This window comes from Sodalis sp. RH16 (assembly GCF_047324245.1).
Taxonomy (GTDB): domain Bacteria; phylum Pseudomonadota; class Gammaproteobacteria; order Enterobacterales; family Enterobacteriaceae; genus Acerihabitans; species Acerihabitans ligni.
Genome location: NZ_CP178737.1, coordinates 3,242,587 through 3,267,907 on the forward strand (window position 1 = coordinate 3,242,587; position 25,321 = coordinate 3,267,907).

25 protein-coding genes, 1 pseudogene and 1 riboswitch are annotated in these 25,321 nt (G+C 54.6%); of the genes and pseudogenes, 10 read left to right on the top strand and 16 right to left on the bottom strand.

Annotation, left to right across the window (positions count from 1 at the left end; all coding sequences use genetic code 11):
* Positions 1–7 precede the first annotated feature (7 nt).
* Together ACL2XJ_RS14905 and ACL2XJ_RS14910 are read right to left on the bottom strand one after the other, a co-directional pair.
* The gene (locus ACL2XJ_RS14905) at positions 8–757 is read right to left on the bottom strand and encodes an SDR family oxidoreductase (RefSeq protein ID WP_413723678.1); all 750 of its coding nucleotides are present in this window, start codon (positions 755–757) and stop codon (positions 8–10) included.
* Positions 758–1,000: 243 nt separating this feature from the next.
* On the bottom strand, positions 1,001–1,585 hold the full coding sequence (locus ACL2XJ_RS14910; RefSeq protein WP_413723679.1) for a trypsin-like peptidase domain-containing protein: 585 nt from the start codon (positions 1,583–1,585) through the stop codon (positions 1,001–1,003).
* Positions 1,586–2,167: 582 nt separating this feature from the next.
* Here ACL2XJ_RS14910 and ACL2XJ_RS14915 point away from each other — a divergent pair.
* The 8 genes and pseudogenes from ACL2XJ_RS14915 (at position 2,168) to cspE (ending at position 9,564) form a co-directional block, all read left to right on the top strand.
* Entirely contained in the window at positions 2,168–2,995 is an 828-nt protein-coding gene (locus ACL2XJ_RS14915; RefSeq protein WP_413723680.1) for an N-acetylmuramoyl-L-alanine amidase, read from the top strand.
* A gap of 263 nt (positions 2,996–3,258) precedes the next feature.
* Entirely contained in the window at positions 3,259–3,558 is a 300-nt protein-coding gene (locus tag ACL2XJ_RS14920; protein ID WP_132922853.1) for a hypothetical protein, read from the top strand.
* Positions 3,559–4,041: 483 nt separating this feature from the next.
* Positions 4,042–4,254 carry a cold shock domain-containing protein gene (locus ACL2XJ_RS14925; RefSeq protein ID WP_132922852.1) on the top strand — a complete coding sequence of 71 codons (213 nt, stop codon included), beginning with the start codon at positions 4,042–4,044 and terminating at the stop codon, positions 4,252–4,254.
* 271 nt (positions 4,255–4,525) lie between these two features.
* A pseudogene (yedD, locus tag ACL2XJ_RS14930) lies at positions 4,526–4,909 on the top strand (lipoprotein YedD); the annotation flags it as partial.
* Positions 4,910–5,230: 321 nt separating this feature from the next.
* Complete coding sequence (gene hpxO / locus ACL2XJ_RS14935; RefSeq protein ID WP_413723681.1) at positions 5,231–6,385, top strand: FAD-dependent urate hydroxylase HpxO; 1,155 nt, start codon at positions 5,231–5,233, stop codon at positions 6,383–6,385.
* A gap of 273 nt (positions 6,386–6,658) precedes the next feature.
* Complete coding sequence (gene lpxP / locus ACL2XJ_RS14940; protein WP_132922849.1) at positions 6,659–7,582, top strand: kdo(2)-lipid IV(A) palmitoleoyltransferase; 924 nt, start codon at positions 6,659–6,661, stop codon at positions 7,580–7,582.
* An 800-nt stretch (positions 7,583–8,382) separates the two neighbouring features.
* Positions 8,383–9,147 (top strand): YdiY family protein, encoded by a 765-nt coding sequence (locus tag ACL2XJ_RS14945; RefSeq protein WP_132922848.1) that lies wholly within the window; start codon positions 8,383–8,385, stop codon positions 9,145–9,147.
* Between the two features lie 207 nt (positions 9,148–9,354).
* Positions 9,355–9,564 carry a transcription antiterminator/RNA stability regulator CspE gene (gene cspE / locus ACL2XJ_RS14950; protein WP_025244663.1) on the top strand — a complete coding sequence of 70 codons (210 nt, stop codon included), beginning with the start codon at positions 9,355–9,357 and terminating at the stop codon, positions 9,562–9,564.
* Positions 9,565–9,630: 66 nt separating this feature from the next.
* Here the strand turns inward: cspE and crcB are convergent, their stop codons facing one another.
* Positions 9,631–10,026 (bottom strand): fluoride efflux transporter CrcB, encoded by a 396-nt coding sequence (gene crcB, locus ACL2XJ_RS14955; protein WP_413723682.1) that lies wholly within the window; start codon positions 10,024–10,026, stop codon positions 9,631–9,633.
* A 73-nt stretch (positions 10,027–10,099) separates the two neighbouring features.
* Positions 10,100–10,162, bottom strand: a riboswitch (Fluoride riboswitch).
* 289 nt (positions 10,163–10,451) lie between these two features.
* Here crcB and tatE point away from each other — a divergent pair.
* On the top strand, positions 10,452–10,661 hold the full coding sequence (gene tatE / locus ACL2XJ_RS14960) for a twin-arginine translocase subunit TatE (RefSeq protein WP_132922846.1): 210 nt from the start codon (positions 10,452–10,454) through the stop codon (positions 10,659–10,661).
* A 111-nt stretch (positions 10,662–10,772) separates the two neighbouring features.
* On the opposite strand, the gene lipA is transcribed toward tatE, so the two are convergent.
* From lipA to leuS, 13 genes are all read right to left on the bottom strand, one after another.
* A complete protein-coding gene (lipA, locus tag ACL2XJ_RS14965; protein WP_413723683.1) occupies positions 10,773–11,738 on the bottom strand; it encodes a lipoyl synthase in 966 nt (321 codons plus the stop codon).
* A 94-nt stretch (positions 11,739–11,832) separates the two neighbouring features.
* On the bottom strand, positions 11,833–12,534 hold the full coding sequence (gene lipB, locus ACL2XJ_RS14970; RefSeq protein WP_413723684.1) for a lipoyl(octanoyl) transferase LipB: 702 nt from the start codon (positions 12,532–12,534) through the stop codon (positions 11,833–11,835).
* A gap of 14 nt (positions 12,535–12,548) precedes the next feature.
* Positions 12,549–12,812 carry a DUF493 family protein YbeD gene (gene ybeD, locus ACL2XJ_RS14975; protein WP_132922843.1) on the bottom strand — a complete coding sequence of 88 codons (264 nt, stop codon included), beginning with the start codon at positions 12,810–12,812 and terminating at the stop codon, positions 12,549–12,551.
* Between the two features lie 145 nt (positions 12,813–12,957).
* A complete protein-coding gene (gene dacA, locus ACL2XJ_RS14980) occupies positions 12,958–14,169 on the bottom strand; it encodes a D-alanyl-D-alanine carboxypeptidase DacA (RefSeq protein ID WP_413723685.1) in 1,212 nt (403 codons plus the stop codon).
* Between the two features lie 205 nt (positions 14,170–14,374).
* Complete coding sequence (rlpA, locus tag ACL2XJ_RS14985; protein WP_413723686.1) at positions 14,375–15,601, bottom strand: endolytic peptidoglycan transglycosylase RlpA; 1,227 nt, start codon at positions 15,599–15,601, stop codon at positions 14,375–14,377.
* A 9-nt stretch (positions 15,602–15,610) separates the two neighbouring features.
* Positions 15,611–16,723: a peptidoglycan glycosyltransferase MrdB gene (gene mrdB / locus ACL2XJ_RS14990; RefSeq protein ID WP_132922840.1), complete on the bottom strand. Its 1,113-nt coding sequence runs from the start codon at positions 16,721–16,723 to the stop codon at positions 15,611–15,613.
* Positions 16,724–16,728: 5 nt separating this feature from the next.
* A complete protein-coding gene (gene mrdA, locus ACL2XJ_RS14995) occupies positions 16,729–18,633 on the bottom strand; it encodes a peptidoglycan DD-transpeptidase MrdA (RefSeq protein ID WP_413723687.1) in 1,905 nt (634 codons plus the stop codon).
* Between the two features lie 46 nt (positions 18,634–18,679).
* A complete protein-coding gene (gene rlmH, locus ACL2XJ_RS15000; protein ID WP_413723688.1) occupies positions 18,680–19,150 on the bottom strand; it encodes a 23S rRNA (pseudouridine(1915)-N(3))-methyltransferase RlmH in 471 nt (156 codons plus the stop codon).
* A 3-nt stretch (positions 19,151–19,153) separates the two neighbouring features.
* Positions 19,154–19,471 (bottom strand): ribosome silencing factor, encoded by a 318-nt coding sequence (gene rsfS, locus ACL2XJ_RS15005; protein ID WP_132922837.1) that lies wholly within the window; start codon positions 19,469–19,471, stop codon positions 19,154–19,156.
* 152 nt (positions 19,472–19,623) lie between these two features.
* Entirely contained in the window at positions 19,624–20,301 is a 678-nt protein-coding gene (gene nadD, locus ACL2XJ_RS15010) for a nicotinate-nucleotide adenylyltransferase (protein ID WP_243701447.1), read from the bottom strand.
* The gene (gene holA / locus ACL2XJ_RS15015) at positions 20,294–21,325 is read right to left on the bottom strand and encodes a DNA polymerase III subunit delta (RefSeq protein WP_413723689.1); all 1,032 of its coding nucleotides are present in this window, start codon (positions 21,323–21,325) and stop codon (positions 20,294–20,296) included. Before holA ends, nadD begins: the two co-directional genes overlap by 8 nt.
* On the bottom strand, positions 21,322–21,912 hold the full coding sequence (lptE, locus tag ACL2XJ_RS15020; RefSeq protein ID WP_132922835.1) for an LPS assembly lipoprotein LptE: 591 nt from the start codon (positions 21,910–21,912) through the stop codon (positions 21,322–21,324). The genes holA and lptE overlap by 4 nt, the downstream gene beginning before the upstream one ends.
* A gap of 14 nt (positions 21,913–21,926) precedes the next feature.
* Entirely contained in the window at positions 21,927–24,509 is a 2,583-nt protein-coding gene (gene leuS / locus ACL2XJ_RS15025) for a leucine--tRNA ligase (protein ID WP_413723690.1), read from the bottom strand.
* Positions 24,510–24,799: 290 nt separating this feature from the next.
* Here leuS and ACL2XJ_RS15030 point away from each other — a divergent pair, with 290 nt between their 5' ends.
* Positions 24,800–25,276 (top strand): zinc ribbon-containing protein, encoded by a 477-nt coding sequence (locus ACL2XJ_RS15030; RefSeq protein WP_132927842.1) that lies wholly within the window; start codon positions 24,800–24,802, stop codon positions 25,274–25,276.
* Positions 25,277–25,321 lie beyond the last annotated feature (45 nt).

The window sequence follows — 25,321 nt, forward strand, 5'->3', positions numbered from 1 at the left end:
GCCGGGTTCAGATCTGCGCCTGGCCGCCGTCGGCGAAAAGCTCCGCGCCGTTAATGAAACTTGCCGCGTCCGAGGCGAGGAATACCGCCGCTTTGCCGATTTCCGCCGGCTGTCCAACCCGTCCGAGGGGGACCAGGGAGGCCATGGTCTGCAGCAGGCCCTCCTCTTGATCCGGCTCCACCAGGCCCAGCAGGCCGGGGGTCTGGACGGGGCCGGGGCTCAGCACATTGATGCGGATATCCTGGCCGGCCAGATCCTGAATCCAGCTGCGGGCGAAATTGCGCACCGCGGCTTTGGTGGCGCTGTAAACGCTGAAATCCTTTCCGCCGATAGCAGAGGTGGTAGAGCCGGTCAAAATTACCGACGCGCCTTTTGCCAATAACGGCAGCGATTTTTGCACGGTAAACAACACGCCTTTGACATTGATAGCGAAGGTGCGATCAAAATGCTCCTCGGTGATAGCCCCCAGGGCAGCGAATTCACCGCCGCCGGCGTTGGCCACCACGATATCCAGATGTCCTTTTTGAGATTTTATCCGTTCAAAAAGCCGGTCCAGCGAGGCCAAATCCGCTACATCGGCCCGGATGCCCACCGCCTGATCTCCGAGCTGCGCCAATGCTTCATCCAACTGCTGTTGCCTGCGGGCGGTGATAAAAACGAATGCGCCCTGATGAACGAATTCCTGTGCGATACCCAAGCCGATACCGGTGCTGCCGCCGGTAACCAACGCTATTTTACCTTGAAGCGTCTGACTCATCCGATCCTCCTGGTCAATGGTTATTGTTCGCTAGATTTTTCATAGTAAACGCTACGAAAATAACCATGGGGGGAGATAGCGTCAAGCTATTTCGTAGCGATTGATACGAAATAAAACCGGTTGATATCGGCTTAACCGCCCTGAGATGAAAGCATAGATCGCCAAAAAGAAATCAACACTTGTGACAAACGTACTCGGATTCGATAAGGCAGCCTGTCTCGGCCGGGCGCTTTGTCAACAAGCTCAACTCTTGATTTCTGTATCTACCCAGCCGGCGATTTCCTGATAGGGAACAAACATGGTTTGATTTCTTTTGGGATGGGTGGCGGTGAATACCCCCACTATGGCGCCATCCTGCGCGTAGACGGGACCGCCGCTCATGCCGGGCACGCCGCCGGCATCGCTCAGCCCGTAAAGACAGCTGGTGCCCGGCTTATCCCACCAGCCGAACTCCTTCAACACACCGGATGAGGAGGTGGGCATGGCCGTATAGGCGTTATAACCGTAAAGGCTGATCTTGTCTCCTTTATCCGCTTTTTCAAGCTTGGGTAATTTGCGGCCGGTATTGTCATGATAAATTATCGCCACGTCACACAGGGCATTATAGGCCTTTACCTTGACCATCATGACCTTAGCCACATGACCCGCGGTAAGACTGTATTTGGCGGTAAGTGGAAAACTGGAACCAATGGCGCCGGCCAGCACCGGGATCCCGACAAAATGAAAATCCGCTCTGCTTGCCGCCGTTTGATCAACTTTGTAGTGGCCTACCGCGGTACAGGCAGATAATAATAGAGGGAATAAAGTTACTAAAATATTAATTTTCATCTTTACTGTTTCGCTATTGCCGCTTTAATAAAATTGATCACCTGGTGATCAAGCCCGGCCAGTGCTGCGCGCCACTAGGGTTAACGGCCGGATTTGCATTTTCTTTAGCCAGGGGAAAGGGTATATACAGACGTATTGAAATAGCAGGAATGGAAAAATGGTCTACTTAACTCAAATTATTTTTCGGATGATCTTGATTCGTTGAAATATATTTAATTTGAATTCTTCATCCTTTTTCCATTGTACTGGCTAAAATATTTTTTTATCGGCCAATCCAGTCTCCATGCCCCTCGGGGGGCTCTCGTCGACCCATCAGGCCGGTCGTTGGCAATCATCGGGTGAGTTAAGTAAAATTTCGAGTTGAATAAGCGGCGGCAGGCAATAAAACACCCGATTTAATTTGTTCTCTCATTACTTATTAGGGATGTCATTTAATTGTTTCATTTGAAACAAAATATTAATAAATATACAACATATGGTTACCGTTAAAAACGAAATATTCCTATAGCCGTTTTTGCCTCTCCTCGTTTCCGGCCCGTTTAAGTTGAAAAATTTATCCTGATTTTTTCATGAGGGGTGCGAATGCGCAGATTATTTGTTTATTTCTGGATAATAATTTTAGCAGGATGCTGTGGGAAACCAGGGCAGATTGACCGGGGCGCCTACCTGGCGGATAGCGCCGTTTCCTCCAACAGCCAGGACGAGAGGATCCGTTTTCTGGTCATGCATTACACTGCCGCGGACGACCAGGAATCGTTGCGTTTATTGACCCAGGGTCAGGTGAGCGCACATTATCTGGTGCACTCTTCGCCGGAAATCAACCGGGGCAAACCGGTGGCAAGGCAACTGGTCGCCGAAGAGAAACGCGCCTGGCATGCGGGGGAGAGCCATTGGCAAGGGCGCAACAATATTAACGACACCTCCGTCGGTATTGAAATTGTCAATCTGGGCTTTCGCGAGGAAGCGGGGGGGAAAACCTGGTATCCGTTCAATGAAGAGCAAATTGAGCTGGTGGCGCTTTTGGCGCGGGATATCATACACCGCTATGGAATAAGCCCGGCAAATGTGGTGGCCCATAGCGATATCGCTCCCCTGAGAAAAAACGATCCCGGTCCCTGCTTTCCCTGGCGACAACTGGCACTCCGGGGCATCGGCGCCTGGCCCGATCGCGAGAGCGTGGAGAGGCATCTGGCGGGGAGGGCGCATGATGAGCAGGCCCCGGTGGCTAAAATCCAGCAAGCGCTGGCCCGCTATGGCTACTCTATCCCTGAGAACGGGCTGGCGGATGACAAGACCCGGCGCGCCATCAGTGCCTTCCAGATGCATTTCAGACCAGAGGATATTTCCGGTACGCCGGACGCGCAAACCGAAGCGATTGCCATGGCGCTGGTTGAAAAATACCGCAGCTGAGCGAGCCCTTTGGCTGGGGATGCGGGCAGGGTTTGTTTGCGCCGCCTACCGGAACCAGCGGACTTCTATCCCTTGCGGGGGTATAATAAGCAGGAGCGCTTGGCTATTATTCAAAGCGCCTATAACCGAGAATCTGCCGGGACGGGCATATTTTCGGTTAAATTTTGGGCATTACTTGCACAATTGCTCACACAAGCGGGATGCAATCAGGTAAAATACACAATCTTTCTGACAAATTTATGAAAATGCGGAGGTGTCCTGTCATGAATTCAAGTAATCAGCAACAAGCCGAAAATCACCATAGCCCCATAACCACCACTTTATCAGGCGTCATCACCAAATCTCCCAGCCGTATCAAAGGCAATACCGGGCGGCCCATGGTGAAAGCAACTATCCTGGCAGAAAGCGATAAGCGCAGCTCTTACCCGTTGACCGTGGTGGGCTTCGATATCATGGCGCTCGAATTGATGGCGCATCTTCGGGGCGAACGGCTGACCGTCACCGGGCGCATGGAGTGGAACGGAGGTTATTCCATTGTTGCCGACCAGATTGTCTCCGTTTAAGAATGTCACTTTTTCCATGACGGCTTGCGCATCCGGCATGACGTTTTGAAGGCCATCATACCTCCGGATACTCAATAGCCATTCTCGGCCCGTACCCCATAGACATGATGATTTGCAAATCGAAAGAGGTCGTCTTTCATCGTTAATCAGCTCTATTTATCAAGGAGTTGTGCGGCTTTGTTTCGATTTGCATAGCGCGGTATCCTGCTCAATGCATAGCCCAACGGAATTGTTTTGGAAAGTTAAAAGGATGAAAAATAAAAATGAAAAAAACTTGCTATCACGATCTCCCTATGTGTAAATAGCGTTATCGGTTTGTAGAGCAGACCTATTTATGAATGTCATTTTAGTAAAGTTGTTCCGATTTAAACGGTATTGCAAATTATCGCTTCTCCGAGGAATTTCCTTCTTTAGTGCTCCCATAAGTAAATCTCGATAAGCAGACCACAATCGCCTTATGGCGGCTCTAAAAAGGAAACAAAAATGGCTAACAAAATGACCGGTTCAGTAAAATGGTTTGACGCAGGCAAAGGTTTTGGCTTTATCACCCCTGCTGACGGCAGCAAAGATGTATTCGTACATTTCTCTGCAATCCAAAGCAATGATTTCAAAACCCTTGATGAAGGCCAACAGGTCGAATTCAATATCGAACAAGGCCAGAAAGGCCCGTCAGCAACTAACGTTGTTGCGCTGTAATATACAGCCCCGGTGACTTAGGCTACCTGCGATAGCGATGATGGCGCAAGCCGGAGCAGTCAGGTACCTTACTTAAGCCGAAACATTCTAAACCCTGGTAATTCCGGGGTTTTTTATTATCTTTTTTTATCGAAATCCCTCGCCGTATTGCTGACAAATCTTAAAGTCTACTGGGAGAAAACGCAAAATTGCGCCATAAGACCCTTGTCGTTTTTAACAAACCCCTTCATTTAATGCTAAAATCCCGCTTCGACTGAACAAGGACACTGGTATGAAGAAAATTTTTGTCACCGGTCTGCTGGCGGCTGCTTTGACCGGATGCGCGGGAACCGCCGATTATGCCGAGGTGATTAAAGCGCCCGCGCCCCAGGAGCTGGCCGGCGTATGGACCACTACCGGGCCGCAAAGCTGGCTAGTCAGTCCGGAGGCCGTAGCAAGTTTAATCATCACCCGATCCGGCGATACGCTGGATTGCCGTCACTGGCAACGCACCATTGCCAAAAGAGGCAAGCTGGACTGGACCGGTGAGCAGTATTACAACGTTACCTTCAAGAGCGAAAACTATAAGATTGTCCTGGAAAACGGTGAAATGAAATATGACCATATGACCCTGCGCCGGGTTAAGGCCCCTACCGCGGAATGCGCTGCCTTTCTCACCAGCGTCAATGGCGATTATCAGATAATCGCACCAACCGCCCCGGTGCGCCATGTCCAGACGTCACATAAGAAATCCGGCGGCGCCCAAATGAGAAATACCAAAGGCTGACATAGCGCGGGCATGATCTAACGATGGCGGGCTGCACCGTTTGCAAGACGGTGCGAAACAAAGATTTCACTGCCCGTCTACGGTGCAACGTTATGTTCCGGGTACGGCATATTGAATTTATCATGTAATAAATTGATTATTTTCAATGTACTATGAACATGGCACCGTAATTGCTTCTTCCCGGTACAACGTCCCGTGGAGGTCTAAGCGATGAAAGCAATCATTATTGGTGCGGGAATGGGGGGCGCCACCGCCGGCATAGCGCTGCAAAATATGGGCTGCCGGGTGGAAATCTACGAGTCGGTGAGAGAAATAAAACCGGTGGGCGCCGCCATTTCCATCTGGCCTAATGGTGTTAAGTGCCTGAATTTCATTGGACTTCAGCAACAGATTAAGACGCTTGGCGGGAATATGGCCGCCATGGCCTACCGGGATTACCGCACCGGAGAGACTTTGACCCAATTCAGCTTGCGGCCTCTGGTGGAGCGGGTAGGGGAATATCCTTATCCGGTGGCCCGGGCGGAGCTCCAGTCACTGTTATTGGACGCCTTCGGCCGGGAGCGGATATACCTTGGCAAACGTTTGGTGGAGCTGGAAGATGACGGCCGGCAGGTTACCGCCTGGTTTGAGGACGGCAGCTCGGCCAGCGGCGATCTGCTGATTGGCGCCGACGGTGCACACTCTGTCGTCAGGGGATATGTGCTCGGTCATACCGTTGAACGCCGTTTTGCCGGGTATGTTAATTGGAATGGCCTGATTGCCGCCGAGAACGGCCTCGCGCCGGCGGATCAATGGACCACTTTTGTAGGGCAGGGTAAACGGGTTTCGTTGATGCCGGTGGCAGGCGGGCGCTTTTACTTCTTCTTCGATGTTCCTCTTCCACAAGGGTTAAGACAGCGGTCCGATACCGCGAAAGAAGATTTGCGCGGTTATTTTGCCGGCTGGTGCGCTCCGGTGCAGCGGCTTATCGACAGGCTTGAACCCGCCGGCGTCAATCGGGTGGAAATACATGATATCGATCCCCTGGAGCAATTAGTGCGCGGACGCGTCGCCCTGCTGGGGGACGCGGGTCACAGCAGCACCCCGGATATCGGTCAGGGGGGCTGCGCCGCCATGGAGGATGCGATAGTACTGGCCAACCTTTTGCGTACCCATTCCCTGGGCATTGAGGATACGTTGTGTCGCTATCAGGAGAGCCGGCGGCAGCGCGTCGGGTCGCTGGTGCTTAAAGCGCGCAAACGCTGCGATGTGACGCACGGCAAGGATCCGGCGGCCACCGAAGACTGGTACCGCAGCCTGGCAAGGGAAACGGGAGAGCATATTATAGACGGCCTGGCCGATACCATCGAGGGCGGCCCGCTATAGCGGCAAACAGCTTTTATACGCCGGTACGGACGGTTAGGCTGTGCGGCAATCCTGCGCCGGCGTATGTTTAATAAATATTTTTCAAGATAATCCCGAGGCGGATTATGGTAATCTAGCATCACTCCGAACAAATTTTTCTTCGTTAGAAAATGTCCTGCTCGCTTCTGTTATTGTCAGTTTTTATCTTCAAGGATAAAAAATGCCTTTTATGTAAGCAAATAATCCAGGGTGGTTTTTAAAAGGCACGCAATAAAATTATGAAGCTTAACTAAAATGATACACCCCCAGAAATTTACGTTTTCCTTACTGCATCCGCGCTATTGGCTGATATGGTTCGGTTTGGGCGTGCTTTTTTTATTAGTTCAGCTGCCTTACCCGACATTATATAAGTTGGGCGGCTGGCTGGGCCGGATGTCTATGCATTTTTTGAAACGCCGGGCGGCAATAACCCGCAGGAACCTTGAACTCTGCTTTCCCGCCATGGATCGGGCCAAACTGGAGCGGATGGTGATCAATAACTTCCGTTCGGCGGGCATGGGGCTGATTGAGACCGGAATGGCCTGGTTCTGGTCCGATGCCAGAGTGCGGCGCTGGTTTGATGTCTATGGGTTGCACAATCTGCAGCGGGCCAATGAACACAATCAGGGAGTGATGGTGATTGGCTTTCATTTCATGTCGCTGGAGCTTGGCGGGCGGGCGATGGGATTGTGTCAGCCGATGATGGCTATGTACCGGCCCCACAATAATAAGGTGATGGAGCTGGTGCAAACCTGGGGCCGGATGCGGTCCAACAAGGCAATGCTGGATCGCAAGGACCTGCGCGGCATGGTACAGGCAATGAAACAGGGCGAGACCGTGTGGTTCGCTCCCGATCAGGATTACGGCCCCCGCGGCAGTATTTTCGCCCCGTTTTTCGCCGTAAGCCACGCGGCCACTACCCGCGGCACCTTCACGTTGGCCCGGCTGGCTAAACCAAAGCTGGTGCCGGTGGTATTACTGCGCAAAAGGAATGGCAAAGGATACCGGCTATTGATTCAGCCTCAGCTGGACGATTATCCGCTGGATGACGAAATGGCCGCCACCTGCTACATGAATAAAATCGTCGAGCAGGAAATCATGCGGGCGCCGGATCAATATTTATGGATGCACCGGCGTTTTAAAACCCGCCCCACGGGTGAACTTTCTCTTTACCTGTGACCCTCTCTGACTGACTTGCGCATACCGCTCCCCTGAACCCAGGGGGACGGACGCTTGCTTTTTCTCAAGGGGAGAAAGTCGAATTTTTTTGGTTTTAGCCATTTTTTGCCGCCGCCGCCCGGCTATTGACCCGTTATTGTCTCAATTCGCCGATATAGACCGTATTTTGGCGCTTTTTCCAACAATCACTTGTGGAGGGTAATTTCTATACTGGCAGCATGAATACAAAACCAATTGTCAGAGAATATCCCAAGATGGACATAACACATAACAAATCCTGGGTCATGGTGTTCCTCTTCAGCGCACTGTTCTGGGCGGTAGGCGGCGGCATTTTTTACTGGTTGATTTTTAGATAAACCTGGGGGGCTTGCCGTTATTCACATTTGAACTACTTCATTAACGTTCCTGAAACTTTAACCCGATGATAGGCTTAAATACGCGGTTAATTGATTTTTTGCGAGCGCTCGCGCAAATCTGGCGTATAGTAACCAGCAATTCTGAACACAAACTATATTTCAGATTAATCCGAAACTCTCAGGCCCGGCTAATGTAAACATAGTGCAAACGTAAGTAAAGGCCCGTGCTGGTTGTTTTATATAAAAAGCTGCTGAATAATAAGCTTTTTTTTTAATTTCCATGGGTGCTTTCATTATCAGGATTTAAACAAAAGCTGTAAAGTTTAAAATTTGTTACTAATATTACAAAAAATTACTGGTACACCTTTTGTTCTGATTCGCTACACTATCAACCTTTCTTTACATGTGCTGGTTTCATACCCCCCAATTATTAATAGGTAAATTATGTTACGCAATGGCCGCTCTCGGGCAGTATCGCTGTTAGCTATCCTGGGAATGTCCCTGGCTAGTTTTTCGACTTTTGCTGATACCGATATTTTCACCGCGCTGGATGATCCTTCAACCGCGAAAAAAAGTTTTGATGGTAATGTCCTGGGAAGCTACAACAAGCAATCCGGCAACACCACGAGCTCGAATCTGGCGGCCAGCAGCACCATGACGTGGTTTCAACCCACCAACGCCTATAGTATTTGGGGCGAAGCGGCTAACGACTCCTCCAATAATGTACGTTCGGATGAAAAATATCAGGCCGGTGCCCGTGCCCGCCATAATCTGGATACCGATAACTTCCTGTTCGGACAGGCTAACTGGCTAAGCGATCGTTATAACGGCTATCGCTCGCGCTCCACCGCTACCGCCGGCTATGGCCGTCAATTGCTCAACGGTCCTATCTCGCATTTGCGGGTGGAAGCCGGCCCGGGCGTACGGCACGACGAATTTGAAGGCGGCGGCAGACAAACCAAGGCGCTGGCCTATGGCGCAATGTCCTTTACCTATCAGTTAACCGATACCACCCAGTTTATCCAGGGCGTATCTCTTTTAGGTAACGCGGATCTTACCGCGAACTCCGAAACCGGTCTTAGCGTGGCCATCAATAAAAGCTTCTCGCTGAAAGTGACCTACGACGTGACCTATAACAGCGCTCCGCCTGATGGCGCACCAAAACATACCGATACCAAGACCGCCATTGCCTTGGTCTACGGGCTGTAATTTTCCCTTCGATTCAGTCGTGATGAACGGCTGAATCCACGGCTTGAAAGAATATAAAGTCAGCGGGGGGATGTCTTGCAGGTGAAAATCTTATTTTAAGTATTTTTATCACGTTTTGATGATCTTAAGCTGGACAAAGGACTTACCAATTGCTGTACTACACACGACACAGAGTTAGTGTCTATCATTTTATTAAAGGTAAGTTTGATGTCTAAGATTAAAGGTAACGTTAAGTGGTTCAACGAATCTAAAGGATTCGGTTTCATTACTCCTGAAGACGGCAGCAAAGATGTATTCGTGCATTTCTCCGCTATCCAGAGTAACGGTTTCAAAACGCTGGCAGAAGGCCAACGCGTTGAGTTTGAAATCACTAACGGCGCCAAAGGCCCTTCGGCCGCTGACGTAACAGCTATTTAAATATAGCCGGTTTCCTGAAAAACCCGCCTTGTGCGGGTTTTGTTGTTTCTAAAGAGGGAAAAGTTTTCACTCTAAGGGCACAGACGGCCCGAGGATATGCACCAATCCTATCGCCACGGAAGTCATGAGCAACGAGCCCGCCAGATTCAGCAGAATATTCAATCCCGCCCACATCAATTGCCCGTTAAGCATTAACGTCACCACTTCCGCCGAGAACGTGGAAAAGGTAGTTAAACCGCCGCACAGGCCGGTGGTGATAAAGAGCTTCCAGGCCGGCTCGATATGCGTCATGCGCACGAAGAGAGCCAGGCACAGGCCGATAACAAATGCACCTACCAGATTGACCGCCAGGGTACCGGCCGGGATATGAATCGACGAACCGCTTAATTTCAAACTCACATACCAGCGCAGTACGCTGCCGAGACCTCCGCCAATAAAGACGGCCGAAAGAAGGGTAAACATATAGACCTTTCATGATTGGGGGAATGAAAGCTCACAAAGGCGAACATGACGCTACGTCCCCCCTTGCCAGCAGGTTAACGTAGACATCATCAGCCGAAACGGCGGTTAAAGGAGGAATGCCATCTCCTGCAATCATTATACATAAAAATTGTCTATAGCATAGGAGGGGGTGCTTACTGAGGGGCGCCCAAGGAGTTAGGCTGGCGAATGCCGCCGGTATTGGAAAATCGTTGTTTCGCCGCCCCGCAATTGCTGGTACGGTAGGTAACAGTGGTGGGTCGGTATCATACCGATCCGGGCGTATTTACCGTTACGTATGTAAATCTGTTACAGATATCTCTTGTAATAGGGCGATAATAACGGTAAAAAGCGTTAGACTGTAAGTTCGCTGGTTTTATGAGCAAGCGTTAATCAAGAAGGTGATTATGGAAGGTTTAAGCATTACCAAATTATTAGTTATCGGCGCCTTGATTGTGCTGCTGTTCGGTACCAATAAATTGCGCAGCCTCGGCGGCGATCTGGGGGCGGCTATCAAAGGGTTCAAAAAGGCCATGAACAGCGATGAGCCGACCGCGCAGAAAACGCAAACTGAAGAACCGGTGGCTCCTCAGGTAACAGAACACCATAAAGACTAAGGCGAGCTGGTAAAAAGGATGGTCGCTTCGCCCATCCTTTTCGGCGTGCCTGCTGTATGCTACACCGCCTAATGAAATAACCGCTGTTGTCCTTTATGCAAAGGACGACGGTTACTTCACCTCGATTCCCTTGGCCTGCAAATCCGCGTGATAAGACGAACGAACAAAAGGACCGCACGCCGCATGGGTAAAGCCCATCGCCAATGCTTCCCCCTTCATGTCGTCGAACTCCTGCGGGCTGACATAACGCTTCACCGCCAGGTGATGCCGGCTGGGTTGCAGATATTGGCCGAGCGTCAGCATGGTCACGCCATGACGGCGCAGGTCGCGCATGACTTCAATGATTTCTTCGTTGGTTTCGCCGAGTCCTACCATTAGTCCGGATTTGGTCGGCAGTTCCGGATTCGCTTCTTTAAAGCGCTCCAGCAGCTTCAGGGACCAGGAGTAGTCGGCGCCGGGGCGCACCTGGCGATAAAGCCGCGGCACGTTTTCCAGATTATGGTTGAAGACGTCCGGCAGCGAGGTGTTGATGATTTCCAACGCGCGATCCATGCGGCCGCGAAAATCCGGCACCAGCGTTTCGATTTTGATGGTGGGGTTTTTGGCCCGGATGGCGCTGATGCAATCGGCAAAATGCCTGGCGCCGCCATCGCGTAAATCGTCGCGATCCACCGAGGTCACCACCACGTAACGCAGACCCATCTCCGCGATGGTTTGGGCCAGTTTTTCCGGCTCGCCGGCGTCCGGCGCCGTGGGCCGGCCATGGGCCACATCGCAGAAGGGGCACCGGCGGGTGCAGATGGCGCCGAGGATCATAAAGGTGGCGGTGCCGTGATTAAAACACTCCGCCAGGTTAGGACAGGAAGCTTCTTCGCAGACTGAGTGAAGACCGTTTTTGCGCATCGCGGCCTTTATTCCCTGGATACGCGTGGAATCCGACGGCAGTTTGATCTTCATCCATTCCGGTTTGCGCAACAGCTCTTGCCGCTCAACCGCCACGGTTTTAACCGGAATCAAGGCCATTTTGTCGGCGTCACGGTATTTAACGCCGCGTTCCATCTGTATCGGTTTAGTCATAATGTAGCGGATCCCGTCCCCAAAGTACCGAAATGAACCTTTTCATCCGGACTGTTACGTGGTTGTTCAACTTTATTTGATAAAACGTCAAAAATTATAACATGTTTGACGCCGGCGGTGCATGCACTTCAGGCTCTGTTGGGTAATCTTCCCTACGCCATGGCAGGATCTCGGCGGCGGGATCCTTTAACAAGGCGAGAAAAGATTCAATCAGCACCGGCGCGACGTCGGCCGTTTGCACTCCGGGGACATAGTCGCTTACCTGGGTCATGCGCAATCCGGCATAGCCGCAGGGGTTGATGCGCAGGAACGGCGAGAGATCCATGGCGATATTCAACGCCAGGCCGTGGAAAGAGCAGCCTTTGCGGATGCGCAGCCCCAGGGAACAGATTTTGGCATCCCCCACGTAGACCCCCGGCGCATCAGCACGGGCGCGGGCGCTGATATCAAAGCGGGCCAGCGTCGCCACTACCGTGTCTTCCAGTAGAGTGACCAGTTGCCTGACCCCGAGTTTACGGCGTTTCAGATCGAGCAATACGTACATAACCTGCTGTCCGGGGCCGTGAAAGGTGACCTGGCCGCCGCGATCGCTTTGTATGACAGGAATGGCTCCCGGCTGCAGAATATGTTCGGCCTTGCCGGCCTGTCCCTGGGTGAAGACCTGGGGATGCTGCACCAGCCAGATTTCATCCGGCGTGTCAGAGCCGCGGCGATTGGTGAAGCCATGCATCGCCTGCGACACCACGTCATAGGGCTGCAGATCCAACTGGCGAATAATGATGTTATCCGATGACACAGGCAGCTCCCCGTTTACAAAACCATGCGGACCATCTCGATCTTGCCCAATTCCTCATACAACGCCTCCACCTGCTCGATATGCGTAGCGGTGATAGTAATGGAAACCGCGTGATAATTGCCCTTGCTGCTCGGTTTGACCTCAGGGATATAATCGCCGGGCGCATGGCGCTGCACCACTTCCACCACATCGTCAACCAGCTCGGGACGCGCGACGCCCATGACTTTATAGGTGAACGGGCAGGGGAATTCGAGCAGTTCATTCAGTTTGGTTTTCATTAGCGCTCCGGATAGCGTATATATCCCGGCAAAACCCAGAGGCGGTATGCAGGAATACAAAAATGACACACCCGCGATAGCGGGTGTGTTAACAATTGGATCTATTATACGGCGGAGGCTTTAAGCCTGACAAGGAATGCTTCCGTTACGCGAACCAGTGATGGAACATCAGTTTGATATAATCCACCATCCGGCTGAAGATATTGCCTTCTTTTACTTCATTCAGCACCACCAGGGGATGCTGATCGATAGTCTTCCCGTCGAGCTGGAAATTGATGGTGCCCACCTGCTGATTCAGGGCCAGCGGCGCGTGCAGCTCGGTCTTGTCCAGGGTATAGCTGGCTTTAAGATCTTTCATGCGGCCGCGGGGAATGGTGAGATAGGCATCTTTATCCACGCCCAGCTTGACCATATCGGTATCGCCGAACCAGACCGGCTCGGAGGCAAATTCTTTACCGGCTTTCAACGGCGCCACGGTTTCGAAGAAACGGAACCCCCAGGTCAGCAATTTGCGGGTTTCGTTTTCGCGTCCCTTCGGGGAATGGCCGCCCATCACCGCGGAAATCAGCCGCGTCGGGCCGTCGGTGGCTGAAGCCACCAGGTTAAAACCGGCGGAATCCGTATGGCCGGTTTTGATACCGTCCACGTTCAAATTGGTATCCCACAATAAACCGTTACGGTTCAATTGACGGATATTGTTGAAGGTAAATTCCCGTTCTTTATAGGTGGCATACTCATCCGGCACGTCGCGGATAAGCGCTTTGCCGATCATCGCCATATCCCGGGCGGAGCTGAACTGGCCCGGCGCGTCGAGGCCGTGCACCGTCTCAAAATGCGTATTGGGCAGGCCCAGGGCGGTGACGTAATTATTCATCAGGCTGACAAAGGCATCCTGGCTGCCGGCGACAAAATCCGCCATGGCAACGCAGGCGTCATTGCCCGACTGAAGGATGATCCCCCGGTTTAACAGAGCCACGGGGACGCGATCCCCCGGTTTGAGGAACATCAATGACGAACCTTTAAATACCGGGTTACCGGTCGCCCAAGCATCCTTATTCACGGTGACGACGTCGTTGGGGGAGATTTTGCCCGCCTTGATCGCCTGGCCGATGACATAACTGGTCATCATTTTGGTCAGACTGGCCGGATCGCGCCGGCTGTCGGCATTCTGCTCAGCCAATACCTTGCCGGAGTTGTAGTCAATCAGGATATAGGATTCAGCATCAATTTGCGGTACGCCGGGAATCATGGTTTTGAGATTCACATCATCCGCCTGGCCGTGTGCCAGGGGGATCAACGCAATGACGGTACTTAACGCTAAGCGCTTGAATAAAAGGTGGGTCATTTCTTTATTCATGTCAGGACAACAGCATCCATGGGAGTAAGTTGAAATCGTGCCACACTATAGCAGATGTATAAAAGAGCGGCACCAGACAATCGATTCTCTGGTAAAGGAGAACCTTTTAAGAATGTTTCAGGGTTCCGGGCATTAAAACCCCCGCCGCCGCGGCCCGGCCGGATCCAGCGCCGGGTTGGGCTTCGGCCGGGAAACGGCGCCGCATTTACTCCGGCGCGGCGGTTATAAACGACTGCTGCTGCGCTTCGCTGGTTAACCGCTGCTGCAGCGCGGCGGCCTGCTGGCGGCTGCTGAACGGGCCGAGCTGGACCCGATACAGGTTGCCGTTGGCGGTCACTTTGCCCGGAACGCCAAAACGCTCGCCGAGGGTCTTTTGCCAGGCCAGCGCGCGCTGTTTATCCCCCAGCGCGCCCACCTGTACCACGTAGCGGCCGGATGCCGGGGCAGTCGCCGCGGCGGAGACATGGGTCTTCGTATAGGTCGCGGCCGGGGCGGCGGAAGCATGGGACGGCGTATAGGTCGCGGCCGGGGCGGCGGGAGCATGGGACGGCGTATAGGTTGCGGCCGGCGCGGCGGACGTATGGGACGGCTGGTAAGTCGCGGCCGGCTGCGGTGCGGCGGGGGCTGGTTCATCAGACTCCACTACGCCGGCCGGCAGCGGGGTGGGCCTGCCCAGAAAACCGCTGCCGGAGCCGGAAGCGGACGGCGCGGGGGCCATATCGGGCTCGGCAGGCACCGGGTCCGCCACCGGGCGGATAGCCGGCGCAGGCGCCGTTCCCGAGGCGACGCGCGTATCATCCACGGGGGCGGACGACTGCATCGCGCCCGGCGACGGGGCATCCAGGTTCGGGCGGGGCGGCAGCGCATAGTTCTGTTTGGCCACCACGGTGCCGATGGTGCCCGGCCCGGACAACGTGCCGTCCGGGGCGACCTGGATGAAATCCACCTTGACCGTGGTTTGATTGGAGATATTGAGCCGTTCGGCGGCGGCCTCCGTCAGGTCGATAATCCGTCCGGGCGTATAGGGCCCGCGATCGTTGACCCGCACCACCAGTTGGCGGCCGTTGCTCAGATTGGTCACCCTCACATAACTTGGCAGGGGCAGGGTCGGGTGCGCGGCGGCCAGGGCCTGCGCATCGAAGGGTTCGCCGGTGGCGGTGGTGGTGCCGTTGTGCTCGGCGCCATAAGAGGAGGCCAGCCCGGTTTCACTGAAATTCTGCGGATTTTTGACGATACGGTAGGTCTTGCCGCCCATCTCGTAGTCTTGGCCGGTATTGGGGTTATAGGGTTCATAGCGCGGCTCCACGCCGCTGATTTCCACTACCGGGCCGTTATAGGCCGGTGCGGAGGATTGCTGCGGTGTTTCAGTGGTCGTGGTACATGCCGTGAGCAATAGCCCAATCACGCCGATCCAGTGCCATTCCTTCCGCATTGCTCACCTCTATAAATTTTTAGACAGCATCTTCCGATGAGTATGTATCGACATGACGATACCAAACCCCGCCATAAGCACAATCAGGGCCGAGCCGCCGTAGCTTACCAGGGGCAGCGGCACGCCGACCACCGGTAAGATACCACTTACCATGCCGATATTCACGAAGACATAAACGAACAGAATCAGCATCAGCCCCCCCGCCATTACGCGGCCAAAGGTGGTTTGCGCTTTGGCGGCAATCACCAGTCCGCGCATGATTACGCATAGATATAGACCTAATAACACCAGAGCGCCAATCAGTCCGAGTTCTTCTCCCAGTACCGCGAAAATGAAATCGGTATGGCGTTCCGGCAGGAACTCCAATTGGGATTGGGTGCCCTGCAGCCAGCCTTTGCCGCTTAAGCCGCCTGAACCGATGGCGATTTTGGATTGGATGATATGGTAGCCCGCCCCTAGTGGATCGGTTTCCGGATCCAACAGCATCATTACCCGCTCCCGCTGGTAATCATGCATCAAAAAGAACCACAGTATGGGAATAAAGGCCGCCACCAGCAGCGCCGCCAGGATAATAAGCTTCCAGCTCATCCCGGACAGGAACAGGACAAACAGCCCCGAGGCGGCAATCAATATGGCGGTGCCCAGATCGGGCTGTGCCGCCACCAGCAGGGTCGGTACAAAAATCAGTACCAGGGCGATGGCGGTATTTTTCAGCGAGGGAGGGCAGCTGTCGCGATTGATAAAACGCGCCACCATCAGCGGCACGGCGATTTTAGCGATTTCCGAAGGCTGAAACCGCACGAAGCCTAAATCTAGCCAGCGCTGGGCCCCTTTACTGACCTGGCCGAAAGCGTCCACCAGCATCAGCAGCACCAGGCTGATAACATATAAATAGGGGGCCCATGCCTCATAAACCCGGGGCGGCACCTGCGCCAGCCCCAGCATGATCAGCAGGCCCATCACGATCTGGCCGATCTTGCGTTCCATCATGCCCACATCCTGGCCGCTGGCGCTCCATATAACGATGGCGCTGTAGCCCAGCAGCAGCATGATAAGGAGAAGAAACGGCAAATCGATATGGAGCTTGGCCCAGAACGTCCCGTTTTGCTGATTATCCGTCATGTCGTTCAATCACCTTCGGTACCGGGCGGAGCGGGCTGCTCGGCCGGTAAGTTAATCGTGTTGTCGCCCAACATGATATGATCAAGGATCTGGCGGGTGATAGTCCCCACCGCCGGACCGACCCCGCCGTTTTCCAGCACCACCACCACCGCCACCTCGGGCTTGTCATAAGGCGCGAATGCCGTCATCAATTTATGGTCGCGCAGGCGCTCGGCAATTTTATGCGCATTATAGACCTCATTGGCCTTCAGGCCGTAAACCTGGGCGGTGCCTGATTTGGCCGCCACCTTATAAGGCGCATCGGCAAAATTCTTGCGGGCGGTGCCGTTCGGCCGGTTGGCCACCCCGAACATACCGTCTTTGGCAATTTCCCAATAACCGGAATGAGGATCGCCGATTTGGACATGTTCCTGCTGCTGGTAAGGAACCAGCTTACCGTTCTCTCGGGTACTGTACAGCAGATGGGGGACCCGCACCGCGCCATCATTGATAAGGGACATCAGCGCCTTGGACATCTGAATCGGCGTTGCGGTCCAATAGCCCTGCCCGATGCCCACCGGGATGGTATCGCCAAGATACCAGGGTTTTTTAAAGCGCTGCAGTTTCCACTCACGGGTCGGCATGACCCCGGCGCGCTCTTCCGAAAGGTCGATGCCGGTTAACGAGCCGTAGCCGAATTTCGACATCCATTCCGAAAGCCGGTCGATACCCAAATCATAAGCCACCTGATAGAAAAAGGTATCCGCCGATTCCTCCAGGGCTTTGGTGACGTTAAGCTTGCCGTGTCCCCATTTTTTCCAGTCGCGATAGCGCTTATCCGAGCCGGGCAACTGCCACCAGCCGGGATCGAACAGCGTAAAGTTTTTGTTGATGACGCCCAGGGTCATGGCAGACACCGATATATAGGGCTTCACCGTCGAGGCCGGAGGATAGACCCCCTGAGTGGCGCGATTGATTAACGGCCGGTTTTCATCCTCCAGCAAACTCCGGTACTCTTTGCCGGAGATGCCGTCCACGAACAGGTTAGGATCGTAACTGGGATTGGACACCAGCGCGCGGATGCCGCCGTCGCGGGGGTCCGCCACCACCACCGCCGACCGGCTGCCCGCCAGCAGTTGCTCGATATAGATTTGCAGGTGCAAATCCAGCGTCAGGTAAATGTCCTTGCCAGCTTGCGGCGGCTGTTCATGCAGTTGGCGAATAACCCGGCCGCGATTATTGACTTCCACCTCTTCGTAACCGGTTTTGCCGTGCAGGACGCTTTCATAATACCGTTCGATACCCAGTTTACCGATGTCGTTGGTGGCGGCATAGTTCGCCAGGATGCCTTCTTTGTCCAGTCGCTCCACGTCCTTGTCATTGATTTTGGAAACGTAACCGATGACGTGGGTCAGGGCGGATCCATAAGGATAATAGCGGCGCTGGTAGCCTTTGACTTCCACCCCTGGGAAATTGAACTGATTCACGGCGAAACGGGCCTGCTCCACGTCGGTCAGTCCAACCTTAAGCGGTATCGAGGTAAAACGATGGGATCGTTTACGTTCTTTTTGAAAATTGGCGATGTCGTCGTCGGTGAGATCGACAATGGGCCTGAGGGCCTTGATGGTGCCCTGCAGATCGTCGACTTTTTCAGGCATCAGCTCGAGCTGGTAAATGGTGCGGTTCAGCGCCAGCGGAATGCCGTTGCGATCGTAAATGATACCGCGGCTGGGGGCGATGGGCACCAGTTTGATCCGGTTCTCGTTGGACCGGGTGCGGTAATCCTCAAAACGGGTAATCTGCAGATGGTAAAGATTGACCACCAGAATCCCGCTTAATAGCAGGATACCTAAAAATGCCACCAGCGCGCGGCGAATGAACAGTGCCGACTCAGCCGAATAGTCGCGAAAGGGGTTATGATCTATTTTCATTCCGCGAGATTATACTCAATAGCTTTCAAGTTGCATCTTCACCGGATCATTCCCGATGATAAGGATGGTTGGTGGTAATGCTCCAGGCACGATACAGGCTCTCCGCGACTAACACCCGGACTAAGGGGTGAGGCAAGGTTAACGGCGATAACGACCAGCTCTGTTCCGCCGCCGCTTTGCAGGCCGGGGCCAGCCCTTCGGGACCGCCAATCAACAGGCTGACATCCCGGCCGTCCTGCTTCCAGCGTTCCAGTTGAAGCGCCAGGAATGGCGTCTCCCACGGGGTGCCGGGGATATCCAGCGTCACGATGCGATTGCCTTTACCTACCGCGGCCAACATCAATTCGCCTTCTTTTTCCAAAATCCGGCCGATATCGGCGTTCTTACCCCGTTTGCCGGCCGGGATTTCCGTCAGTTCGAACGGCATGTCTTTCGGAAAGCGGCGCAAATAATCCATAAACCCGGCTTGTACCCAATCCGGCATCCTGTTGCCCACCGCGATCAGCTGAAGTCTCACCGATCAGCTCCAGAGTTTTTCCAATTCATAAAGCTGACGACTTTCCGCCTGCATCACATGCACGATGACATCCCCCAGATCCACCACGATCCAGTCGGCGATTTTTTCGCCCTCTACCCCTAACGGCATCAGGCCCGCGGTGCGGGACTCCTGTACTACGTGATCGGCGATGGACATCACATGGCGGCTTGAGGTGCCGGTACAGATCACCATGCAGTCCGTGATGCTGGATTTACCCCGTACGTCCAGGGAAATAATATCCTGGCCTTTCAAATCATCAATTTTATCAATGACGAAATCTTTGAGCGTGTTACCTTGCAAAGGTTCCCCCTTCGGTGTGCTTCGCATCCGCTGCCCTGTGGAACACATGTAGGACATCGCAATTCAATGGGTTGATTCCTGCCCGATTACTGACTGGGATCGGCTGGTGCTTAACCGCGAAATAAGCCGCGCAGTATAACACGGGCGGCACACTAGAGATATAAGCCCTGTTCGTCAATATATCGCTGAACCGACGGCGTCAGCATATCATCGCAACGCAGGCCCTCGTGGCGCCGTTCCCGGATTAACGAGGCTGAAATTGACAATTGCGGGGTGGGCGCCAAATAGATAAGCCCGGCGGGTTTCGTTTGCAATTGACCGACATCGGTGGTCAGGCGCGCCTCAAGCCAGGACTGCAATGCCGGTGTGGACATTTTAGCCCCATAACCCGGGCGGGCGCAAACCAACAGGTGACACTTGTCCAATAATTCAAGTCCCCGGTGCCATTGAGGCAGGGTCAGCAGGGAATCCTGTCCGATGATAAACCCCAGCGGCGCGGTGCGGCCTCGCTCCCGGCGCAATGTTTCGAAGGTGTCCACGGTCCAGGAGGGGTTATCGCGCCGCAGTTCACGGTCGTCGATATCGAACAATGAGCCGCCGATATCCGCCAGTGCCATTTGCACCATGGCCAGCCGCTGCTGGGCGCTGGCCTCCGGCTGCGGACGGTGGGGCGGGACATTGTTCGGCAATAGGGTAACGCGTTTAAGCCCCACCAGTTTCGCCAGGGCGATAACCGGTTTGATATGGCCGTAATGTATCGGGTCGAACGTGCCGCCGAACATTGCCGTCAAGGGCGGGGCGGTCAAGGGCTGGGTGACGGTTTCAGACATTGATCGGCGTTCCGGCGGTGATTTTACCGCATAGCAGCAGCGAGAGGGTTTCCAGATCGGACCAGACCGGATAGCCATAATCCTGCTTGAGTGTTATCTCAATGGCGGTCATAAGCGACACCGCCTGATGCAGCCGGCGTGGCGACAGCCGCTGCAAAGCCGCCGTCAGCAGCGGCCGCCGGGTCTGCCAGACCTTGTGCTGATCAAGCAAGGAGCGCAATGGCGACTGGTGCATTTGCCGTTGAATTGTCAGTAACAACATCACCTCTCGCTGCAGGCTGCGTAATAAAATCACCGGTTCACAGGCTTCCTGCCGCAGCTGCCTGAGTATATGCCCGGCCCGTTTGCTTTTCGCCGCCAGCATGGCGTCCACCCAGTGGAACGGCGTGAAGTGCGCCGCGTCGTTAACCGCGGTTTCCACCCGCGGCAACGTCAGGCTGCCGTCGGGATAAATCAGCGAAAGGCGTTCCAGGGCCTGGGACAATGCCATCAGGTTGCCTTCATAGCAGTAACAGAGCAATTGATTCGCGGCGTCGTCCAGGTTGAGCTGCATCGCCTTGGCCCGCAAGGCAGTCCAGCGGGGCAGCTGTCCCTGCTCAGGCGTCATGCAGGCCACATAGACCCCATCGCGGGCGAGCGCCTTGTACCAGCCGCTGTTTTCCTGGGCGCGGGTTAATTTGGTCCCCCGCAGCATCAATAACAGATCCGGATGAAGCCGCGTGGACAATTGCGCCAGTTTTTCGCCCAAGGCCGCGTTGGCCCCGTTGTCCGGCAGTATCAGCAATAAGGTCTGCCGGCTGGCGAACAGGCTCATTGCCTGGCAAAGGCTGAAAATCTCGTCCCAGTCCACGGACGCATCCAGGGTAAAGCTAAGATGTTCGCAAAAGCCTTGGGATTCCGCCTGGCGGCGTATCGCATCGTGGCTTTCCTGCAGCAGCAGCGGATCGTTCCCGAACAGCAAATAACAGGCGCGCAGCGATTCCTGCAACTGCGCGCCGAGCTGCTCGGGGTAAAGCTTGATCATTGCGCTTCCTGCGCCGCCAAGGCTTTTTGCAGGGTGATGCTCGCCTGTTTATCGGCCTGCTCCTTGCTGGCCTCCTCGGCGGCATGAACCGCCAAAAGCCTGCGCACCAGCTGCTGTGCCGCCTGTTCACGCATCTCCTGCCGGATAATATCGCTTTCATTATCCTTAGCCAGGGCGGTCAGGGGGTTGTCGAAGAACGAGCGGAACACCCTGATACTGATGGGGAAGAGATCTTTGCCCGGCGTCAGCACCGTTGCCTGCACATCCAGCACCAATTGGTATTCGGCGGTTTTACCGTCCTGGAATACCGACACCGTCTCCTGGCTTTCGCTGGCGCCGGTTATGCGTAATGAAGGCAACAGCCGGCTTTTGGCCACGGAGTCGTTGACTATCTTCATGTCATTAAGCCGTAATTCCGATCGCACCGCCCGCGTCAGCGGACCATAGGGATCGTAACTGTTCAGGGTTAATGTCTTCAAATCATTGGGGACCATGGTATGAGCCCCCGTCCCGCGCAAATGATAACCGCAGCCCGCGGTGACCAGCACCGCAAACCCCAGCAATAATGCCTTCATCCGATGTCGCACAAAGCCTCCTTGTCTTAACCTACAACCAGGTTAAGCAATTTGCCCGGTACATAAATGACTTTACGTACCTGGACCCCTTCAAGATATTTTGCCACCAGATGTTCCTGGGCGGCGCGTTCACGTACCAATGCCTCGTCGGCATCGGCGGGCACGGTAATTCTGCCGCGCAGTTTACCATTGACCTGAATCACCACCAGTTTGGCATCTTCCACCATGGCGCTGTCATCGGCAACCGGCCAGGGCGCGTTGTCGATATCCCCTTCGCCCCCCAGTTCCCGCCACAGGACGAAACTGGTGTGGGGGGTAAAGGGATAAAGCATGCGCACCACCGTCCGCAGCGCTTCCCGCAGCAGCGCGCGATCCTGTCCGCTGTCCTGCGGTAACCGCGCCAGCTTGTTCATCAGTTCCATAATGGCGGCGATGGCGGTGTTGAAGGTTTGACGCCGGCCGATATCATCGGTCACCTTGGCAATGGTCTTATGCAGATCGCGGCGCAGCTCTTTTTGCAGGTCGGTAAGGGCGCTCACGTCCAACGGCTCCGCGGGCCCCGCCGCCGCATGATCATAAACCAGTTTCCATACGCGTTTGAGAAAACGGTTGGCGCCTTCAACGCCGGACTCCTGCCACTCCAGCGTCATTTCCGCCGGCGAGGCGAACATCATAAACAGGCGAACGGTATCGGCGCCGTATTTTTCCACCATGACCTGCGGATCGATGCCGTTGTTTTTCGATTTGGACATCTTGCTCATGCCGGCATAAACCAGCTCGCGGCCCTCGGGGTCGACGGCTTTGACGATACGGCCTTTTTCATCCCGATCCACCGTCACATCCACCGGCGAGACCCAGACGCGTTCGCCGCCGGCGCCGGTATAATAAAACGCATCCGCCAGCACCATGCCCTGGCACAACAGGCGCTTGGCGGGTTCATCGGAATTCACCAGCCCGGCGTCGCGCAGCAATTTATGGTAGAAGCGGAAGTACATCAAATGCATGATGGCATGTTCGATGCCTCCTATATACTGATCCACCGGCAGCCAGTAATTGGCGGCGGCGGGGTCCAGCATACCGGTGTCAAAGTGCGGGCAGGTATAGCGGGCATAATACCAGGATGACTCCATAAAGGTGTCGAAGGTATCGGTTTCACGTAATGCCGGCCTGCCGTTCACGGTGGTTTTCGCCCACTGCGGGTCGGCCTTTATCGGGCTGGTGATGCCGTCCATGATCACATCTTCCGGCAGCAGTACCGGCAATTGATCGTCCGGCGTCGGGATGACCGTGCCGTCTTCCAATGTGACCATCGGAATCGGCGCGCCCCAATAGCGCTGCCGGGAGACGCCCCAATCCCGCAGGCGATAATTCACCTTGCGCTCGCCAACGCCCAGCGACACCAGCTTATCGGCGATGGCATTGAACGCGGCGGCGTAATCAAGGCCGTCGAATTCGCCGGAGTTGAACAGCACGCCTTTTTCCGTCATGGCCTGCGCCACGAGATCCGGTTCGCTGCCGTCCGCCGCCAGGATCACCGGTTTGATGGACAGCCCGTATTTGGTGGCGAATTCCCAGTCGCGCTGGTCATGGCCCGGCACCGCCATCACCGCCCCCGTACCGTAGTCCATCAGCACGAAATTGGCGACCCAAATAGGTACCCGTTCGCCGTTTAACGGATGAATGGCGAACAGGCCGGTTTCCATGCCTTTTTTCTCCATGGTGGCCATGTCGGCTTCCGCCACCTTGGTATTACGGCATTCGGCGATAAAAGCCGCCAGGGCCGGATTGGCGGCGGCGGCCTGCAGCGACAGCGGGTGGCCGGCGGCGATGGCGACATAGGTAACACCCATGAACGTATCGGGACGGGTGGTATACACCGACAGCTTTTCGCCGCCGTCCTCGACGTCAAAACAGATTTCAACCCCCTCGGAGCGGCCGATCCAGTTGCGCTGCATGGTTTTCACCTGCTCAGGCCAGCTCTCCAGCTTGTCCAGGTCATAAAGCAGCTGGTCCGCGTAAGCGGTGATTTTTACGAACCATTGCGGAATCTCTTTGCGTTCCACCTTGGTATCGCAGCGCCAGCAACAGCCGTCGATAACCTGTTCGTTGGCCAGTACCGTCTGGTCGTGGGGGCACCAGTTCACCGCGGAGGTCTTTTTATAGACCAGCCCTTTTTCATACAGCCGGGCGAAGAACCACTGTTCCCAACGATAATATTCCGGACGGCAGGTAGTGACCTCGCGGTCCCAGTCATAACCGAATCCCAGCAGTTTAAGCTGGGTTTTCATGTAATCGATATTGGCATAGGTCCAGGGCGCCGGCGCGGTATTGTTTTTCACCGCCGCGCCTTCCGCCGGCAGACCGAAAGCATCCCAGCCGATGGGCTGAAGCACGTTTTTGCCCAGCATGCGCTGATAGCGAGAAATGACGTCCCCGATGGTGTAATTGCGCACATGGCCCATATGCAGGCGGCCGGAAGGATAGGGCAGCATGGACAGGCAATAGTATTTTTGCTTGCTGCTATCCTCTGTGACTTTGAAGGTGTTGTGATCATGCCAGTGACGCTGGACGTGGGGTTCGATTTCTTCCGGGCGATATTGCTCTTGCATGGCAGCCAGTGGTCCTATAGTGAAATACAGCTACGCCCGTATTTTTTATCGGACGTTCTTAACCAAAGATCCGCATAGCATAGCTGATAAGCAACAGTGGCAACAACACCCGCCGCAGCCCAGAGGCGTATTTCTGCCACAATAGGTGTCATTGGAGCAAAATATTTCCCTGCCGCCGGCTTTATGCCGGATGAGTTTGCCGCCATGAGCTAGAATTATCGGCACAATACCTATTCCGGTTCGGCCAGCGGAGCATGACAGACCGGATTGGCTGAGACGAGGAGCTAATGATGGATAACGTTGCGCTATATTACCGGGAATTACTGGCCTCCCTTAGTCACCAACTGGAGCAGGGCGAACGGGATATCGATGCCTTGGTGGCGGATGGTCACCGGCGGCTTATCGCCGCGGGGGATCTGACCCCCGCCGAAGTGGATAGTCTGACCCGGGCGGTTCGCCGCGACCTGGAAGAGTTTGCCCGCAGCTATGATGAAAGCCGCGCGGAAAACACCGATAGCGTTTTTACCCGGGTAATAAAAGAGAGCCTGTGGCAGGAGCTGGCGGATATCACCGATAAGACCCAGCTTGAGTGGCAGGAAATCTTTAAGGATGTATCACATCACGGCGTCTATACCAGCGGCGAGGTAGTGGGGCTGGGCAATCTGGTGTGCGAGCGGTGCCATCACACCCTGCCGGTTTACACGCCGGAAGTGCTGCCGCTGTGTCCGGAGTGCGGTTTTGATCAGTTTCAGCGGCGGCCGTTCTAGAGGTCCATGCGAAGCGATTTCCCTTGGAACGTCGACGTCTGGGTT

Coding starts and splice junctions, on each gene's coding strand:
- ACL2XJ_RS14905 (WP_413723678.1), bottom strand. CDS start 757: ATGAGTCAGACGCTTCAAGGTAAAATAGCGTTGGTTACCGGCGGCAGC.
- ACL2XJ_RS14910 (WP_413723679.1), bottom strand. CDS start 1,585: ATGAAAATTAATATTTTAGTAACTTTATTCCCTCTATTATTATCTGCC.
- ACL2XJ_RS14915 (WP_413723680.1), top strand. CDS start 2,168: ATGCGCAGATTATTTGTTTATTTCTGGATAATAATTTTAGCAGGATGC.
- ACL2XJ_RS14920 (WP_132922853.1), top strand. CDS start 3,259: ATGAATTCAAGTAATCAGCAACAAGCCGAAAATCACCATAGCCCCATA.
- ACL2XJ_RS14925 (WP_132922852.1), top strand. CDS start 4,042: ATGGCTAACAAAATGACCGGTTCAGTAAAATGGTTTGACGCAGGCAAA.
- hpxO (WP_413723681.1), top strand. CDS start 5,231: ATGAAAGCAATCATTATTGGTGCGGGAATGGGGGGCGCCACCGCCGGC.
- lpxP (WP_132922849.1), top strand. CDS start 6,659: ATGATACACCCCCAGAAATTTACGTTTTCCTTACTGCATCCGCGCTAT.
- ACL2XJ_RS14945 (WP_132922848.1), top strand. CDS start 8,383: ATGTTACGCAATGGCCGCTCTCGGGCAGTATCGCTGTTAGCTATCCTG.
- cspE (WP_025244663.1), top strand. CDS start 9,355: ATGTCTAAGATTAAAGGTAACGTTAAGTGGTTCAACGAATCTAAAGGA.
- crcB (WP_413723682.1), bottom strand. CDS start 10,026: ATGTTTACCCTTCTTTCGGCCGTCTTTATTGGCGGAGGTCTCGGCAGC.
- tatE (WP_132922846.1), top strand. CDS start 10,452: ATGGAAGGTTTAAGCATTACCAAATTATTAGTTATCGGCGCCTTGATT.
- lipA (WP_413723683.1), bottom strand. CDS start 11,738: ATGACTAAACCGATACAGATGGAACGCGGCGTTAAATACCGTGACGCC.
- ybeD (WP_132922843.1), bottom strand. CDS start 12,812: ATGAAAACCAAACTGAATGAACTGCTCGAATTCCCCTGCCCGTTCACC.
- dacA (WP_413723685.1), bottom strand. CDS start 14,169: ATGAATAAAGAAATGACCCACCTTTTATTCAAGCGCTTAGCGTTAAGT.
- rlpA (WP_413723686.1), bottom strand. CDS start 15,601: ATGCGGAAGGAATGGCACTGGATCGGCGTGATTGGGCTATTGCTCACG.
- mrdB (WP_132922840.1), bottom strand. CDS start 16,723: ATGACGGATAATCAGCAAAACGGGACGTTCTGGGCCAAGCTCCATATC.
- mrdA (WP_413723687.1), bottom strand. CDS start 18,633: ATGAAAATAGATCATAACCCCTTTCGCGACTATTCGGCTGAGTCGGCA.
- nadD (WP_243701447.1), bottom strand. CDS start 20,301: ATGTCTGAAACCGTCACCCAGCCCTTGACCGCCCCGCCCTTGACGGCA.
- holA (WP_413723689.1), bottom strand. CDS start 21,325: ATGATCAAGCTTTACCCCGAGCAGCTCGGCGCGCAGTTGCAGGAATCG.
- leuS (WP_413723690.1), bottom strand. CDS start 24,509: ATGCAAGAGCAATATCGCCCGGAAGAAATCGAACCCCACGTCCAGCGT.
- ACL2XJ_RS15030 (WP_132927842.1), top strand. CDS start 24,800: ATGGATAACGTTGCGCTATATTACCGGGAATTACTGGCCTCCCTTAGT.